This window comes from Marinovum sp. E3 (genome assembly GCF_055755275.1).
In genome coordinates, this window is the sequence record NZ_CM146908.1 from 685,191 (window position 1) to 701,523 (window position 16,333).

14 protein-coding genes are annotated in these 16,333 nt (G+C 66.9%); 8 read left to right on the forward strand and 6 right to left on the reverse strand.

Going from position 1 to position 16,333, the window contains the following annotated elements; translation table 11 throughout:
• Positions 1-63: 63 nt before the first annotated feature.
• Positions 64-825 carry an NAD kinase gene (locus AC0J5K_RS03385; protein WP_048529957.1) on the forward strand — a complete coding sequence of 254 codons (762 nt, stop codon included), beginning with the start codon at positions 64-66 and terminating at the stop codon, positions 823-825.
• Between the two features lie 98 nt (positions 826-923).
• Here AC0J5K_RS03385 and AC0J5K_RS03390 read toward each other — a convergent pair whose 3' ends face one another.
• Together AC0J5K_RS03390 and prpE are read right to left on the reverse strand one after the other, a co-directional pair.
• Complete coding sequence (locus AC0J5K_RS03390; protein WP_048529960.1) at positions 924-1,613, reverse strand: Crp/Fnr family transcriptional regulator; 690 nt, start codon at positions 1,611-1,613, stop codon at positions 924-926.
• A 441-nt stretch (positions 1,614-2,054) separates the two neighbouring features.
• Positions 2,055-3,944: a propionate-CoA ligase PrpE gene (gene prpE / locus AC0J5K_RS03395; protein ID WP_274565642.1), complete on the reverse strand. Its 1,890-nt coding sequence runs from the start codon at positions 3,942-3,944 to the stop codon at positions 2,055-2,057.
• A 207-nt stretch (positions 3,945-4,151) separates the two neighbouring features.
• On the opposite strand from prpE, the gene AC0J5K_RS03400 reads away from it, so the two are divergent.
• The gene (locus AC0J5K_RS03400; RefSeq protein WP_158499008.1) at positions 4,152-4,304 is read left to right on the forward strand and encodes a hypothetical protein; all 153 of its coding nucleotides are present in this window, start codon (positions 4,152-4,154) and stop codon (positions 4,302-4,304) included.
• A gap of 51 nt (positions 4,305-4,355) precedes the next feature.
• Here the strand turns inward: AC0J5K_RS03400 and AC0J5K_RS03405 are convergent, their stop codons facing one another.
• Positions 4,356-6,638 (reverse strand): NADP-dependent malic enzyme, encoded by a 2,283-nt coding sequence (locus AC0J5K_RS03405; RefSeq protein ID WP_048529964.1) that lies wholly within the window; start codon positions 6,636-6,638, stop codon positions 4,356-4,358.
• A 230-nt stretch (positions 6,639-6,868) separates the two neighbouring features.
• On the opposite strand from AC0J5K_RS03405, the gene AC0J5K_RS03410 reads away from it, so the two are divergent.
• The 6 genes from AC0J5K_RS03410 (at position 6,869) to AC0J5K_RS03435 (ending at position 12,823) form a co-directional block, all read left to right on the forward strand.
• Positions 6,869-7,270: a cytidine deaminase gene (locus AC0J5K_RS03410; protein WP_274565641.1), complete on the forward strand. Its 402-nt coding sequence runs from the start codon at positions 6,869-6,871 to the stop codon at positions 7,268-7,270.
• On the forward strand, positions 7,267-8,571 hold the full coding sequence (locus AC0J5K_RS03415) for a thymidine phosphorylase (protein ID WP_274565640.1): 1,305 nt from the start codon (positions 7,267-7,269) through the stop codon (positions 8,569-8,571). The genes AC0J5K_RS03410 and AC0J5K_RS03415 overlap by 4 nt, the downstream gene beginning before the upstream one ends.
• Complete coding sequence (locus tag AC0J5K_RS03420) at positions 8,571-9,779, forward strand: phosphopentomutase (protein WP_274565639.1); 1,209 nt, start codon at positions 8,571-8,573, stop codon at positions 9,777-9,779. The genes AC0J5K_RS03415 and AC0J5K_RS03420 overlap by 1 nt, the downstream gene beginning before the upstream one ends.
• Positions 9,776-10,762, forward strand: a complete 987-nt coding sequence (locus AC0J5K_RS03425; protein ID WP_274565638.1) for an adenosine deaminase — start codon at positions 9,776-9,778, stop codon at positions 10,760-10,762. The genes AC0J5K_RS03420 and AC0J5K_RS03425 overlap by 4 nt, the downstream gene beginning before the upstream one ends.
• On the forward strand, positions 10,759-11,391 hold the full coding sequence (gene upp, locus AC0J5K_RS03430) for a uracil phosphoribosyltransferase (RefSeq protein ID WP_048529974.1): 633 nt from the start codon (positions 10,759-10,761) through the stop codon (positions 11,389-11,391). Before AC0J5K_RS03425 ends, upp begins: the two co-directional genes overlap by 4 nt.
• Before the next feature lie 67 nt (positions 11,392-11,458).
• Positions 11,459-12,823 (forward strand): SPOR domain-containing protein, encoded by a 1,365-nt coding sequence (locus tag AC0J5K_RS03435; RefSeq protein ID WP_274565637.1) that lies wholly within the window; start codon positions 11,459-11,461, stop codon positions 12,821-12,823.
• Between the two features lie 65 nt (positions 12,824-12,888).
• Here AC0J5K_RS03435 and AC0J5K_RS03440 read toward each other — a convergent pair whose 3' ends face one another.
• The 3 genes from AC0J5K_RS03440 to AC0J5K_RS03450 all read right to left on the reverse strand — a co-directional run bounded on the left by AC0J5K_RS03440 (position 12,889) and on the right by AC0J5K_RS03450 (position 16,330).
• Positions 12,889-13,914: a hypothetical protein gene (locus AC0J5K_RS03440; protein ID WP_274565636.1), complete on the reverse strand. Its 1,026-nt coding sequence runs from the start codon at positions 13,912-13,914 to the stop codon at positions 12,889-12,891.
• Positions 13,915-13,985: 71 nt separating this feature from the next.
• Positions 13,986-14,144: a cbb3-type cytochrome oxidase assembly protein CcoS gene (ccoS, locus tag AC0J5K_RS03445; protein WP_274565635.1), complete on the reverse strand. Its 159-nt coding sequence runs from the start codon at positions 14,142-14,144 to the stop codon at positions 13,986-13,988.
• Positions 14,141-16,330, reverse strand: coding sequence for a heavy metal translocating P-type ATPase (locus tag AC0J5K_RS03450; protein WP_274565634.1), 2,190 nt, complete (start codon positions 16,328-16,330; stop codon positions 14,141-14,143). The genes ccoS and AC0J5K_RS03450 overlap by 4 nt, the downstream gene beginning before the upstream one ends.
• Positions 16,331-16,333 lie beyond the last annotated feature (3 nt).

Below are 16,333 nucleotides of genomic sequence, written 5' to 3' on the forward strand. Positions count from 1 at the left end.
GCTGGCCTTGCCGGAGAACTTGTGGTTGTTTCGGAAACGACGCGGCCGGCAAGGAAACCCGACATGACGCTCAGAATCGCCTTTTGCGCCTCGAATGCGCCGATTGCCCAATCGGCCAAGGCGGCGCTCAGCGCGCGCTATGGCGACCACGCCGAACAGGGTGCCGATGTGATCGTGGCGCTGGGCGGCGACGGCTTCATGCTTCAGACCCTGCACCGGACCGAGGCCAACCCGGCGCCGGTCTATGGCATGAATCGCGGCACCGTCGGTTTTCTGATGAACGAATACGGCGAACAGGGCCTGATCGAACGGCTGAGCGCGGCCGAGGAAGAGGTGATCAATCCGCTGAGGATGCAGGCCACCTGTCTCACCGGCACGCTGCATCACGCGCTGGCGATCAACGAGGTCTCGCTGCTCAGGGCCGGGCCGCAGGCGGCACGGTTGCGGATCTCGGTCGATGGCCGGGTGCGGATGCCGGAACTTGTCTGCGACGGGGCCTTGCTGGCGACGCCGGCCGGATCGACCGCCTACAATTTTTCCGCACATGGCCCGATTCTGCCGATCGGCGCAGATGTGCTGGCGCTTACCGCCATGGCGGCCTTTCGTCCGCGGCGCTGGCGTGGCGCGCTGCTGCCCAAGACGGCCGAGGTCTGTTTCGAAGTGCTCGATCCGGCCAAGCGCCCGGTGATGGCCGAGGCCGATGCCCGCGCGGTGCAGGATGTGGTCAAGGTCGAGATCCGGTCCGACCCGTCGATTGCCCACCGCATCCTGTTCGATCCCGGGCACGGGCTGGAAGAGCGGCTGATCCGCGAGCAATTCGTCTGACCCAGTCCCGGGCTTGACCCGGGACCTCTTGTGAGCCGCCGGAGGGGAGGCCCCGGATCGGGTCCGGGGCGCGTTGGGCTTTGCGGCTGGCGCCTGTCCTACTGGGCTTTCTCGGCCAGCAGGTCAGGATCGGTCAGGATCAGCTCACGGCCATCGCGGCGCAGCAGCCCGTCGGATTCCCAGGTGCGGATCTGCCGGTTGACGGTCTCGCGCGTCAGCCCCGCCATGTCGCCGAGATCGGATTGCGAGACCGAGGGGGTCAGGCGGTAGCCGCCCGGCTCTTCCACCCCCCAGCGGTCGAACAATCCGATCAGCACCTTGGCCAGCCGGGTTCCGCCATCGGCGGTCGAAAGGTCGGCCAGCGCCGCGGTGGTGGCCTGAAGCTTGCGGCAGAGATCGGCGATCAGCCCGAGAGTGGTGCGCGGGTGCTGGGTGAGAAAGGACATCAGCACCGTGCGGTGCAGCATCCGGCCGGTCACGTCATTGGTGGCCACCGCATCCGCCGTCCGGTCGCCGCCCAGCAGCACCGCCATCTCGCCGACGGAATCGCCGGGGCCGAGATGCGCCACGATCGAACGGTTGCCCGCCGCCGAGGTCAGGCTGATCTCGACCCGGCCGGTTTCGATCAGCATCATAGTCTCGCCGGGGCTGTCCTTGGAAAAGATCACCTTGCCGCCGTGGTAGTGGCACGGTTTCGACAGGCCAAGCAGCGTCGCACGCTCCTTGGCCGAAAGGGCGCCGAGAATCAGGCTTTCCCTGCTGGCGATATCGCGAAACTTCAACGTCATAAAATCTGAACCGGAACCTGCCCGAACCGCAGGGATCGGGCCTCAAAATCATTCTACACCCATATGCTGCGACAGCAAACAGCGTCTGAAAATCAATAACTTTCCACAACTGTGACTTGGCTCACAGATTTTGGTGCATAAAAAGTGAATCTTCTGGGAGCGTTCGTCGGGGTCGGTGTCTCACCATAGTTCCCAAACCCTTTTTCCCGAGTCTGGCGGGTGCGCACCCCTATCTTCGTGGCATTTCCGCGGAGGTTCGATCGTGCGGAGGGCGGACGAGTGAGTGACGTTCGTCCTTTCGCCGATCACCCGTGTTGCTGAGGCCCGGCACCGACAGGGTGCAGTTCCTGCTGCCGAGGTGGCGCGGTTTGAAGGATCCTGAAGTGATCCAGGCCGTCCGGTGTTCCCCCGGGCGGCCTGCTCTGCGTTTTGGACGGGTGTCTATTTCGCGTAGCCAAGGGTTTGCAGGGCCGATCTGATCTCGTCGAGAATGGCGGGATCGTCGATCGTGGCCGGCATCTTGTATTCCTGGCCGTCGGCGATCTTGACCATGATGGCGCGCAGGATCTTGCCCGAGCGGGTCTTGGGCAGGCGATCCACCACCACCGCCAGCTTGAATGCCGCCACCGGGCCGATCTTGTCGCGCACCAGTTTGACGACCTCGCCGGTGATTTCGTCCTGCGTCCGGGAGCAGCCCGCGTTCAGGCAGAGGAAGCCCACCGGCAACTGGCCCTTGAGCGGATCGCTGACGCCGATCACCGCGCATTCGGCCACATCCGGGTGGCTGGCCAGCACCTCTTCCATTCCTCCGGTCGAAAGCCGGTGCCCCGCGACATTGATCACGTCATCGGTGCGGGCCATGATATAGAGGTATCCGTCCTCGTCGATCATCCCGGCATCGCCGGTTTCGTAGAAGCCGGGAAAGGTGGTGAGGTAGCTCTTGCGATAGCGGTCCTCGGCGTTCCACAGCGTCGGCAGCGTGCCCGGCGGCAGCGGCAACTTGACGGCGATGGCGCCCAGTTCGCCGCGCGGCATTTCGTGGCCGGCGTCGTCGAGGATCTGCACGTCATAGCCCGGCATGGCGACCGAGGGTGACCCGATCTTGACCGGCAGCGGCTCGATCCCCATCGGGTTGGCGGCGATGGCAAAGCCGGTTTCGGTCTGCCACCAGTGATCGATCACCGGCACGCCCAGCTTGTCCTGGGCCCAGAGGATGGTGTCGGGGTCGGCACGCTCGCCGGCAAGGTAGACGGTCTTGAGCGACGACAGGTCATACTCCTTGATCAGCGCCCCCTGCGGATCCTCGCGTTTCACGGCGCGAAAGGCGGTGGGGGCGGTGAAGAAGCTCTTGACCCGGTGTTCCGATATCACCCGCCAGAAGGTGCCGGCGTCGGGGGTGCCGACCGGCTTGCCCTCGAACACGATGGTGGTGTTGCCGTGGATCAGCGGGCCGTAGCAGATATAGCTGTGACCGACGACCCAGCCGACATCCGAGGCGGCCCAGAACACATCGCCGGGGTCGACATCATAGATGTTCTTCATCGTCCAGTTCAGCGCCACCAGATGGCCGCCGGTGTGTCGCACCACGCCCTTGGGGGCGCCGGTGGTGCCCGAAGTATAGAGGATATAGGCCGGGTGGTTGCTCGCGACCGGCACGCAATCGGCCGGCGCCACGCCCATCTGGAAACCGTGCCAATCGTGGTCGCGGCCTTCGGTGAGCCTTGCGATCTCCTGCTCACGCTGGAGGATCACGCAGAAGTCGGGTTTGTGGCTGGCCTGATCGATGGCGCCGTCGAGCAGCGGCTTGTATTTCACCACCCGCCCCGGTTCGAGGCCGCAGGAGGCGGCGATGATCGCCTTGGGCGTGGCGTCGTCGATCCTGACCGCCAGTTCGTTCGCGGCAAAGCCGCCGAACACCACCGAATGCACCGCCCCCAACCGGGCGCAGGCCAGCATGGCCTCCAGCGCTTCGGGCACCATCGGCATATAGATGATCACGCGGTCGCCCTGTTCTACGCCCTTGGCGCGCAACGCCCCGGCCAGGGTCGCAACACGGGTCTGCAATTCGGCAAAGGTGATCTTTTGCTGGCTGCCGGTGATCGGGCTGTCGTGGATGATCGCCACCTGATCGCCGCGTCCGGCGGCAACATGGCGGTCGACGGCGTTCCAGCAGGTGTTCACCTTGCCATCGGCATACCATTCGAAAAGGTCGTCGCCCCTGTCGAACAGCGCCTGTGACGGCGCCTCGTCCCAGTCGATGGCCTGCGCGGCCTCCATCCAGAAGGCCTCGGGGTCGGCCTGCCAGCGCGCGTAAACATCCTTGTATGCCATTGTATCCTCCTCCGGCGATTGCCTTCGGGATACGAGAGCCGCCGCCCATCGGGCAAGCCGCTTGGCGCTACCAGCGTCAGATTAACGCAATTTGTTTGCAGAATCTCCGACGGGAACCTGCAAATTGTTGCAAACTCGGTGATATTTGCGGGCGAACTTGGCGCATTATGCCGGTTTGCAAAGTTTGGCAGATTTTCGACACTGCCGATGTCGATTCCTGTCGCGCGGGCCGGGCGACTCGCTGGCATAGAGGAGATATGGCGCGGCACAGGGCTGCGCCTTTTCAGAAAAGGTCATGTTGCCATGGGCGACAAGAAGCAAAAGCCGGTCAAGACTGGCGACAAGACGGTCAAGAAGTAATTTTCAACAAAGGAAGTCCGTGCCGCCCGCTTGGGCGGCACGGCATTCGGATCAGCCGTACTGCGCCACCGGCGTGCCGGCGATGGCCGCCATGTTGAGCAGCCCGCGGGCGGTGATGCCGGGGGTCACCACATGCGCCCGGTTGCCCATGCCCATCAGGATCGGCCCCACTTCCAGCCCGTCGGCCTTCATCTTGAGGATGTTGCGCACACCGGAAGCCGCATCGGCATGGCCGAAGATCAGTACGTTCGCCACCCCGTCCAGACGGCCGCCGGGCAGCAGCCGCTCGCGCAGGTCGGGGTCGAGCGCGGCATCGACATTCATCTCGCCTTCGTACTGGAAATCGGTCTCCATCGCGTCGAGAATGGCGATCGCCTCGCGCAGGCGCTTGCCCGAGCCCTCGGCCTGATTGCCGAATTGGGACTGCGAGCAGAAGGCGATACGCGGCTCCACCCCGAAGCGGCGGGCATGGCGCGCCGCGCCCAGGGCCACCTCGGCCAGCTCCTGCGGCGAGGGCAGGGACCAGACATGGGTGTCGGCCAGAAACAGCGGCCCGTCCTCGAGGATCATCATGCTGAGCGCGCCATGCGGACGAAAGGTCTGGTTGCCCAGCACCTGGGTGACATAGTTCAGATGCCAGCGAAACTCGCCGATGCTGCCGCAGATCAGGCTGTCGGCCTCGCCTCGGTGCACCATGACGGCGCCGATGGCGGTGGAATTGGTGCGCATCACCGCCCGGGCCACGTCGGGCGTGACGCCGCGCCGCGCCATGATCTGGTGATAGGTGCCCCAGTAGTCGCGGTAACGCGGGTCATTCTCGGGGTTCACGATCTCGAATTCGCGGCCGGGGCGAATGTTCAGACCGTGGCGTTCGCAGCGCTGTTCGATCACCTCGGGGCGACCGATGAGGATCGGCTTTTCCGTGGTGTCTTCGAGGATCGCCTGCGCGGCGCGCAGCACGCGCTCATCCTCGCCCTCGGCAAAGACGATGCGGCGGCTGGCGGTGGCGGCGGCATGGAAGATCGGCCGCATCAACAGCGCCGATTTGAAGACCGACGCGTTCAGCTTGTGCTTGTAGGCCTGCATGTCCTCGATCGGGCGGGTGGCGACGCCGGTCTCCATCGCCGCCTTGGCCACGGCGCTCGAGACCACGGCCGACAGCCGCGGATCGAAGGGCTTGGGGATGAGGTATTCGGGACCGAAGGTCAGGTCTTCGCCCTGATAGGCCGCCGCCGCCTCGGCGCTGGTGGTGGCGCGGGCCAGGGCGGCGATACCTTCGATACAGGCGATCTTCATCTCGTCGTTGATCTCGGTCGCGCCGACATCCAGCGCCCCGCGAAAGATAAAGGGGAAGCAGAGGACGTTGTTGACCTGGTTGGGAAAATCGCTTCGGCCGGTGGCGATGATCGCCCCGGGTTTTACCGCACGGGCATCGTCGGGCATGATTTCCGGCGTCGGGTTGGCGAGGGCAAAGATGATCGGACGATCCGCCATTTTTGCCGCCATTTCCGGCTTGAGCACGCCGGGCCCGGACAGCCCGAGGAACAGGTCGGCGCCTTCGATCACCTCGTCCAGCGTGCGCTTGTCGGTCTTCTGGGCGTATTCCGCCTTCTGGTCGGTCATCTCTTCGGTGCGGCCCTCGTAGACCACGCCCTTGATGTCGCAGAGCCAGACGTTTTCGCGTTTCACCCCCAGTTTCAGCAGCATGTTGAGACAGGCGATGCCGGCCGCGCCGCCGCCGGTCGAGACGATCTTGATGTCCTCAAATTTTTTGCCCGCCACGCGCAGCGCATTGGTCGCCGCCGCGCCGACGACGATGGCAGTGCCGTGCTGATCGTCGTGGAACACCGGAATGTTCATCCGCTCGCGGCAGAGCTTTTCGACGATGAAGCACTCCGGCGCCTTGATGTCCTCGAGGTTGATCGCGCCGAAGGTCGGCTCGAGCGCGCAGACGATATCGGCGAGCTTCTCGGGGTCGGTCTCGTTCACCTCGATGTCGAAACAATCGATGCCGGCGAATTTCTTGAAGAGCACCGCCTTGCCCTCCATCACCGGCTTCGAGGCGAGCGCGCCGATATTGCCCAGCCCGAGAACGGCCGAGCCATTCGACACCACCGCCACCAGGTTGCCGCGCGCGGTGTAGCGGGCGGCATTGGTCTCGGCCTTGGTGATCTCGACACAGGCCTCGGCCACGCCGGGCGAATAGGCCCGCGCCAGATCGCGGCCATTGGCCAGCGGCTTGGTGGCCCGCACCTCGAGTTTGCCCGGCTTGGGGTACTCGTGATAGAACAGGGCCGCCTCGCGCAGTGTTTCCTGTGCCTTGCTGTCGGTCATCTCGAAGTCCCTCTGCGTGTTTGGTTTAGTGTTAAACTATCTCGGCCCGGAGTATTATACCCGGCGCGGCGATAACAGCTATTTGCCAATCCTGTAAATCAGCTTAGCGATAACAGTGCGGTTCTGTCGTGCCTTTCGTCGCTTTTCCCGGCAGGGCCGGGCCACGTCATGCTTGCATCGCGTGGCGCGCGGCCCGATCATGACGGGCAGTTTGAACGATGGGGGTTTTGATGGAACTGGCCGAAACCGCGCGTGCCGTGCGCGACAATGCCTATGCGCCATATTCCGGTTTCAAGGTGGGCGCCGCCCTGCGCGCCGGCGATGGCACGGTCTATGCCGGCTGCAACGTCGAGAACGTGGCCTATCCCGAGGGCACCTGTGCCGAGGCCGGCGCCCTCGCCGCCATGGTGGCCGGCGGGCAGACCCGGTTCGACGCGGCCTATGTGGTGGCCGACAGCCCGACGCCGGTGACCCCCTGCGGCGGCTGCCGGCAGAAGCTGGCGGAATTCGCCAGCGGCCCCGATGTGGTGGTGACCATGGCGACGCTGGGCGGCGAGGAAATGGCCCTGACCATCGCCGAGCTGCTGCCGGGCGCCTTTGCCACCGCCCATATGGACGCAGCCGCGACATGAGCGATGCGCGGGCGATTCTTGCCGCCTTGCGCCGGGGCGATCCCCCGACCGAGGCCGATCTGACGTGGTTCGTCCAGGGGCTGGCCGATGGCGGCGTGACCGATGCCCAGGCCGGGGCCTTTGCCATGGCGGTCTGCCTGCACGGGCTGCCCGAGGCCGGCCGCGTGGCGCTGACCCGCGCGATGCGCGACAGCGGCGATATCCTGCGCTGGGATCTGCCGGGGCCGGTGCTCGACAAGCATTCCACCGGCGGGGTGGGCGATTGTGTCAGCCTGGTGCTGGCGCCGGCGTTGGCGGCCTGTGGCGCCTTTGTGCCGATGATTTCGGGCCGTGGCCTCGGCCATACCGGCGGCACGCTCGACAAGATGGAAAGCATTCCCGGGCTCGCCACGACGCTCGACGAGGCGCGATTTTCCGAGGTGGTGCGCCATGCAGGCTGCGCCATCGTTTCCGCCAGCGCCGAGATCGCGCCGGCCGACAAGCGGCTTTATGCGGTGCGCGACGTCACCGCTACGGTCGATAGCCTCGACCTGATCACTGCCTCGATCCTGTCCAAGAAGCTGGCAGCGGGGCTCGAGGGGCTGGTGCTCGACGTCAAGCTCGGCTCGGGCGCCTTCATGAAACGGCACGCCGATGCGCAGGCACTGGCACAGGCGCTGGTCTCGACCGCCAATGCCGCCGGCTGCCCGACCCAGGCCTTGATCACCGACATGTCGCAGCCGTTGGCCCCGGCGCTGGGCAATGCGCTCGAGGTCGATGTCTCGATGCGGGTGCTGACCGGCGCCGCCGAGGGGCGGCTGCACGCGATCACCTGCGGCCTCGGCGGGGCGCTGCTGGCCTCGGGCGGGCTGGCGCGCGATGCCTTGGCGGGCGAGGCAGCGATTGCCGAGGCGATCCGCTCCGGCAAGGCCGCCGAACATTTCGGCCGCATGGTGCAGGCGATGGGCGGCCCGGTGCATTTTGTCGAGGACTGGCAGCGCTTTCTGCCCGAGGCGCCGGTGATCCGCGAGATCCCGGCGCCGGAAGCGGGCGTCGTGGCGTCGATGGATGGCGAGGCGCTGGGCCTCGCGGTGGTACATCTGGGCGGCGGCCGTCTGGTCGAAAGCGACCTGGTCGACCCGGCGGTCGGCCTGTCGGACGTGGTGTCGCTGGGCGAGCAAGTGGCACAGGGCCAGCCGCTGGCGCGGGTCCATGCCGCGCGCGAAAGTCAGGCGGATGCGGCGGTGCAGGCCGTGCGGGCGGCGATCCGCATCGGCGATGCCGCGCCGGAACCGCCGCTGATACACGAAAGGATCAGCTGATGGCGCGTGCCTTCCTTGTGGTGATGGATTCCCTGGGCATCGGCGGGGCGCCGGATGCCGCGGCCTATTTCAATGGTGACATCCCCGACACCGGCGCCAACACCCTGGCCCATATCGCCCAGGCCTGCGCAGCGGGCGAGGCGGAAGAAGGACGCTCCGGCCCGCTGCACCTGCCGCATCTCGAAGGGCTGGGGCTGGGCGCGGCCTGCCGGCTGGCCTCGGGCGACGCGGCGCCGGGGCTCGAGGCGACGCCAAAGGGCCTCTGGGGCGCAGCGACAGAGCATTCGCGCGGCAAGGACACGCCGTCGGGGCATTGGGAGCTGGCCGGGCTTCCCGTGCCCTGGGACTGGACGGTCTTTCCCAAGACTGTTCCGGCCTTTCCCAAGGATATCAGCCAATTGGCTGCCGAACTTGCGGGAACAGACGGGATTTTGGGCAATTGCCATGCCTCGGGCACGGAAATCCTCAAGCAGCTTGGCGAAGAGCACCTGCGCACCGGCTGGCCGATCTGTTACACCTCGGCCGACAGCGTTTTTCAGATTGCCGCGCATGAAGAGCATTTCGGCCTCGCGCGCCTGCTCAGGCTTTGCGAGGAGCTTGCGCCGCATCTGCATGCGATGCGCGTCGGTCGGGTGATTGCGCGGCCTTTCGTCGGCACGCCCGGCGCGTTCGAGCGCACCGGCAACCGCCGCGACTATGCGCTGACGCCGCCAGGCAAGGTGCTGACAAACTGGGTGCAGGACGCGGGCCGTGCGGTGCATGCGATTGGAAAGATTGGCGATATCTTCTCGATGCAGGGGATCGACGCGGTGTCCAAGGGCACAGATGCCGCGCTGATGCAGGCGCTGGCGCATCAAGTCGATCACGCGCCCGACGGCGGCTTGGTCTTTGCCAATTTTGTCGAGTTCGACAGCCTCTGGGGTCACCGCCGAGACGTGTCGGGATATGCCCGTGCGCTGGAGTGGTTCGACGCCGAACTTGGGCCGATCCTGGCGCGGCTGCGGCCGGACGACCTGATGATCCTCACCGCCGATCACGGCAACGATCCGACCTGGACTGGCACTGATCACACCCGCGAACGGGTGCCGGTTCTGGGCGCCGGCCGGGACGCCCAAGGCATCGGAATCGTCGATTTCACCGCCGTGGCGGCTGCCATATCCGAACGCCTTGACGTCGAATACCCCCCTGATCTGCGGAGTTTTCTGTGACTTTTCGAACATTTCCCAAGGCGGAGCTGCATCTCCACATCGAAGGCGCGGCGCCGCCGAAACTGATTGCCGGGCTGGCCCGGGAAAAGTCTGTGGATATCGCCGGTGTCTTCGACGAGCGGGGCAATTACGCCTATCGCGATTTTCTGCAATTTCTCAAGGTCTACGAGGCCGCAACTCAGGTGCTTCAGACGCCCGAGGACTACCGCCGCCTGACATTGGCGGTGCTTGAGGAAAGCGCCGCGCATGGGGTTGTCTATTCCGAAGCCTTTCTGAGCCCGGATTTCTGCGGCGGCGGCGATCTGGCGGCCTGGCGCGAATATCTGCATGCGATCCGCGAGGCCGCCGATCAGGCCGAGCGCGAAATGGGCATCACCCTGCGCGGTGTGGTGACCTGCGTGCGGCACTTCGGGCCGGAGCAGGCCAAGAAGACGGCGCTCTGCGCTGCCGAAACCGCAGATGACTGGCTCTGCGGCTTTGGCATGGGCGGCGACGAGAACGCCGGCGAACAGGGCGATTTCGCCTATTCCTTCGACATGGCGCGCGAGGCCGGTCTGCGGCTGACCACCCATGCCGGCGAATGGCGCGGCCCCGAGGAAGTGCGGGCGGCGGTTCGCGATCTCCGGGTCGAGCGCGTCGGGCACGGGGTGCGGGTGATCGAGGATCTGGCGCTGGTTGACGAACTGATCGAAAAGGACGTGGTGCTCGAGGTTTGCCCCGGGTCCAATGTCATGCTAGGGGTCTACCCCAAGCTTTCCGCGCATCCGATCGAAAAACTGCGCGAACGGGGCATCAAGGTCACGGTTTCGACCGATGATCCGCCGTTTTTCCACACCGACATGACCAAGGAATACGAAGGGCTTGCACGCGTCTTCGAATGGAACGAAGACGACTTCAAGGCCCTCAACCAGACCGCCCTCGCGGCGGCCTTCTGTGATGACGCGACCCGCGACCGGATCGCGAAGAAACTGGAAACCGCATGACCGAACATCTGACCGTCGTCGAACACCCCCTGGTGCAGCACAAGCTCAGCCTGATGCGCGACAAGGCGACCTCGACCGCCGAATTCCGTCGCCTGCTGCGCGAAATCAGCCAGTTGCTGGCTTATGAGATCACCCGCGAGCTGCCGATGACGACGCAGCAGGTGGAAACTCCGATGGAGATGATGGATGCGCCGGTGCTCGACGGCAAAAAGCTGGCGCTGATCTCGATCCTGCGGGCCGGCAACGGGCTGCTGGACGGGGTGCTCGAACTGGTGCCATCGGCGCGGGTCGGATTTGTCGGGCTGTACCGCGATGAAGAGACACTGCTACCGGTGCAATACTACTTCAAGGTGCCCGACGGCCTCGATGACCGGCTGGTGATCGCCGTCGATCCGATGTTGGCAACCGGCAATTCCTCGGCCGCCGCGATCGACCTGCTCAAGCAGGCCGGGGCGACCAATATCCGGTTTCTCTGCCTGCTTGCCGCGCCCGAAGGCGTCGCCCGGATGCAGGAGGCGCATCCCGATGTGCCGATCATCACCGCCTCGCTTGATCGCTGCCTGAATGATCAGGGATATATCATCCCGGGTCTAGGTGATGCGGGTGACAGGATGTTCGGCACAAAATAGGCCCGAGACCGCTTTACTAAATAGCAACCTTTTGTCATGCTGAGCCCCAAACCTGTGGGGACTGGTGATGAATAAATCGAGCATCTGTGCGGCGTTGGCGGTCGCAATTGGACTTTCGGCAAGTGCGACCTCGGGGGTGGCCCAGATCCGCGATGAGCTGGCCGCGCCGGCCGAGTTGCCGCCGGCTTCCTTTACCGGCCGGCAATATGTCGACAGCCGGGGCTGCATGTACATCCGTGCCGGGATCGACGGCAATGTCACCTGGGTTCCGCGGGTTGACCGCAACCGGCAGGTGGTCTGCGGCCAGACCGCCTCTGCGCCCGCCGCCGCACCCGCTCCGGTTGCCTCGGCCCCGGCGCCGATTGCAGAGCCCGAACCCGCGCCGGCCGCCCCCGCCGAAACCGCGCCCCGGCCGGTTGTCACCGAGCGCCCGGCGCCCGCAGCGGCCCCCGCCGCGCCGCGCCGGGTGGTGCAGGCGCCGGCCCCGCGCAGGGTGGCGCAGCCCCCGGCGCCGCGTCAGGTCACCCAAGCCCCGGCACAGGTTGCTCCCAAACGGCGCGTGCGTCGCGATGCCTCGGGCAAAACGGTGATCCGGCATGCCACGCCGATCGTGCGCAACGCGCCGGCGCCGGCGAACAAGGTCATCGTCCGCCGCGCCGGGCAGCTGCCGCCGAATACTGTGCTGCGTACCCCGGCCGGGCTGAGCAAAGGCCCGACGGTCGTGGTCCGCGAGACGGGCAAAGCGGTGCGTCTGGCCGATCAGGGCGTCAAGGTCTTTACCGGCACCAGCGGCATCCAGCGTGTCACCGGCCAGACGCGCATCGCGCCCAAGGAAGCCTATGTCCGTGGTGCTTCTGTCGATGTGCCGGTGCCGGAAGGGTATCAGCGTGCCTTCGACGACGGCCGGCTGAGCACCACCCGCGCGCATCAGACCCTTGATGGCCGACGCAAGATGCTGCTGACCTGGACAAATACCGTACCGCGCCGGCTGATCGACAAGAGGACCGGCGAAGAGGTCAGTCATTACTTCCCCCAGCTTGTCTATCCCTATCGCTCGATGAAGGAACAGCAGGCCGCCGGTTTTGTCAGCTCACGCGGGGCAGTGCCCGAGGCGGCGCCGGAGCAACAGCGCCGGAGCGCGCCCGAGGCGGTGCGCAAGGACACGCCGAAACCGATCCGCAAGAGCGCCGTGGCCCCGGCCAGCCACCGGTATGTTCAACTCGGCACCTTCAGCACGCCGGCCAAGGCGCAGGCGGCGATCCGTCGGGTGCAGGCGGAGGGATTGCCTGTACGGATCAATGAATTCAGCCGCGCCGGCGTGCCGCACCGGATGGTTCTGGTGGGGCCCTTCGCACGGCAGGACCGGCTCAGGGCCGCGCTGGACACGGTGCGCAACCGGATCGGCTATCGCTCGGCCTCACTGCGCAAGTAAGGCCAGGGCAGGTGTGACGGCAGGGCGGGCTTCGGGCCCGCCCCATTCGCTTTCCGAAAGTTGCGTTATTCGCCGCAGATCGCCTGCAAGCGCAGCCAGTCGTTGTCCGACATCACCGGCGCGGCATCGGCGTCTTCCAACGGATCGGCCTCGATCAGGGGGAGCGTGGTTTCCCCGGTGAAGTCAACCGCATAGGCATAAGGCGCAGTGTGCAGCCGGGCCGCGTGAAACGCCTCGATCACGCGCCGGTCGGGCAGGGGCTCGGGCGATCCGGCCATCAGGGTGACGGCAAAGCGCTCGAGCGCGTCGTCGGGCAATTGCCCGGTGGTCAGCAGGCGCGCGGTGGCCATCATCCCAGCCTGCCGCAGCAGCGCCTCGAGCGGATCCTCGGCCTGGGCGCGCAGATTCTCGACCAGCACATAGCCGGCGGCGGCCTCGGGGTCTTCGGTGTCCTCGAGCACGCGCCGGTCAAGCAGGATGAAGCCGCCCGGCAGATGCGCCGTCGCGCGGGACGAGGCGCGCAGTACTACCAGATCGCCGGCGCGCTCGGGGCCGAGAACCCGGCGGCTCAGCATGCGCAGTTGCGCGACGGCGGTGTCCGAGCGGCAGGCGGGGCCGGAGACGCGCGAAATCTCGGTCAGCAGGGCGCGGCCGATGGCATCGCGTTTCACATCCGGCACCACCCGCATGGTATGGGCGACCAATGCGTCCGGCAGCCAGAACACGGCCAGGCCGAGAAAGGCCGCCATCGCCGTGGCGCCCAACCCCCAGCGCAGCCGGCCCTGGCGCGGCCGGCGGCGGATGATCTCGCGCCGCAGCCGCTCGATGGCGTCGATCATGTCATTGGCGTCGTCGTCAAGCTCGAGCTCTTCGCCGGGATCGCCGTTGGGAAAGTAGCGGGCAGGGCGTTGGCCGGGGTTGGCGCGTTCCACCGCCGCCAGCGACCAATGCGCCAGGGCCTGGTCGTTCATGTCGCTCAGAACCAGCGTCGCTTCGCCCAGAGAGACCACCACATGTCGGCGCTGCGCGCCCTCGGTGGCGCGCCAGAGACCCTGTGCCTCCAACCTCTGGAATTCCTTCAACGCTGTCATCTGCCGGGCCTGCTCCGCCTCATCGGCGCGGACCGTAACATGAAGCGCGGGGCGGCGTCCATCAGCGGCGATCAGGGTTTGGGCCGGTCGTCCCATTGGTCGCAGAGGATACGCTGCGCATTGCCCGCGGGATCGTCGTATTGCCGCGCCCGGACGGTAAAGACAAAGCCGGCGAGGCCAATACCGCCGAGGAACAGCGCGATCGGGATCAGATAGATCAGGACGTTCATGGCGACCTCAGGCGCAGGGCGTTGAGCGAGACGGTGATCGACGAGGTCGACATTGCCAGCGCGGCGATCAGCGGCGTCGCCAGCCCGGCAACGGCCAGCGGCACGGCGAGGATGTTGTAGAGCGTGGCAATGCGAAAGTTCTCGCGGATGCGCCGGGTCGCCGCGCGCGCGGTGGTCAGCGCCAGGGGCAGGGGAGCAAGATCGCGGCCGAGCAGCACGATATCGCTGGCCACCCGCGCCGCATCCAGCGCGCTGGCAGGCGAGATCGAGACATCGGCCATGGCCAGTGCGGCGGTGTCATTCAGCCCGTCGCCGACCATGAGCACATTTGCGCCCTGGGCCTTCAGCGCCCGGATGCGCGCCGCCTTGTCCTCCGGGCGGGCTTCGGCCGTCCAGTCCTCGATGCCGAGGCGCGCGGCCATGGCCGCCACCGGGCCGGGGGAATCGCCCGACATCAGGAGCACCCGATGGCCCGCCGCCTGCAAGGCCGCGACCGCCGCTTCGGCGCCGGGGCGCAGGGCGTCGCGAAAGGCGAAGCGGTGGGTTGTGCCATCCGGCAGGGTCAGCCAGGCGGCGGTCTCGCGGCCCTGGTCGCCGGCGCCGGCCCAGGCGGCGCGGCCGAGGCGGACCATGTGGCCCTCGAACTGCCCTTCGGTGCCGAACCCGGGCACCTCGTGGAGCCGGGTGACCCGGTCCGGTTGCAGCCCGCGATCGCGCGCGGCGCGGGCCAGTGCCTGGCTCAGCGGATGAGCCGAGCATTCGGCCAGCGCCAGAGCCAGGCGCAGCACCGCGTCTGAATGGCTGTCGGGGTGCGAGAGCACCGGTTGGCCCTCGGTCAGCGTGCCGGTCTTGTCGAACACCACGGTGTCGACCCGGGCCAGCCGTTCGAGTGCGGTTTCATGTTTGATCAGCATGCCGCGTTTGAACAGCCGGCCCGAGGCGGCGGTGGTCACCGCCGGCACCGCGAGGCCCAGCGCGCAGGGGCAGGTGATGATCAGCACGGCGGCCGCGATGTTGAGCGCGATCCGCAGGTCGCCCGACCAGGCAAACCAGCCGATAAAGGCCAGCGCCGAAAGGATGTGCACGCCCGGCGCGTAGAGCCGGGCGGCCCTGTCGGCCAGCGAGGTATAGCGCGCGCGGCCGGATTCCGCCACGGCCACCAGATCGGCCAGCCGGTGCAGCGCACTGTCGCTGCCAATGCCGCTGGCGCGAACCTGCAATGGCCCGGTGAGGTTCACCTCGCCGGCGCTGACGGCCATGCCCGGCGCGGCAAAGACCGGCAGGGTCTCGCCCGTCAGCAGTGACCGGTCGAGTTCGGAGTTGCCGGCCAGGATCTCGCCATCGACCGGCATCCGGCCGCCGGGCCGCACCAGGACGATGTCGCCAACCGAAAGCGCGCCCAGCGGCACCTGGGTCTCTTCGCCGTCGCGCAGGCGGGTGGCGCGGGGCACCTCCAGCGCCGCCAGCTCCTCGGCGGCCGACCGGGCGATGGCGCGGGTGCGGTGATCGAGATAGCGGCCGGCCAGCAGGAAGAAGGTCAGCGCGATGGCGGCGTCGAAATAGGCGTGGTGTCCCGAGAGCCATGTCTCCCAGAGCGAGGTCGCGAGCGCCAGCGCAATGGCCAGCGAGATCGGCACATCCATGTTGAGCCGCCGGGCGCGGAGTGCACGCCAGGCGCTGACAAAGAACGGCTGGGCGGCAAAGCCGATGGTGGGCAGGGTGATCACCGCCGAAATCCAGTGAAACATGTCGCGCGTCGCACCCTCGGCCCCGGCCCAGACCGCGACCGAGAGCAGCATCACGTTCATCGCCGCAAAGCCCGCCACCGCCAGCCGCATCAGCAGGTCGCGCCCGGCCTTGTCGGTTGCGGTGGCGCCGAGCAGCCCGGCGTCGAGCTCATGCGCCTCAAAGCCCGCATCCGCCAGCACCCGGATCAGCGCGTCGGGGGTGACTTCGGGCCCGGCCGCAACCGTCACCCGTTTCAGCGTCAGGTTCACCCGCGCCTCGCGAACCCCCGCCTGGGCATTCAACACCCGTTCGACCGTGGCGATGCAGGCGGCGCAATGGATCGTGGGCAGCGACAGGGCCAGCGGTCCGGATGCCTCGGCGGCGCCGAGGGCCTGGGCCGCCGGAGCCGCGGCGCAGGCCGGGCAGGCCGAAGGCGAGGGGCGAAGCGCGACCGTCATGGC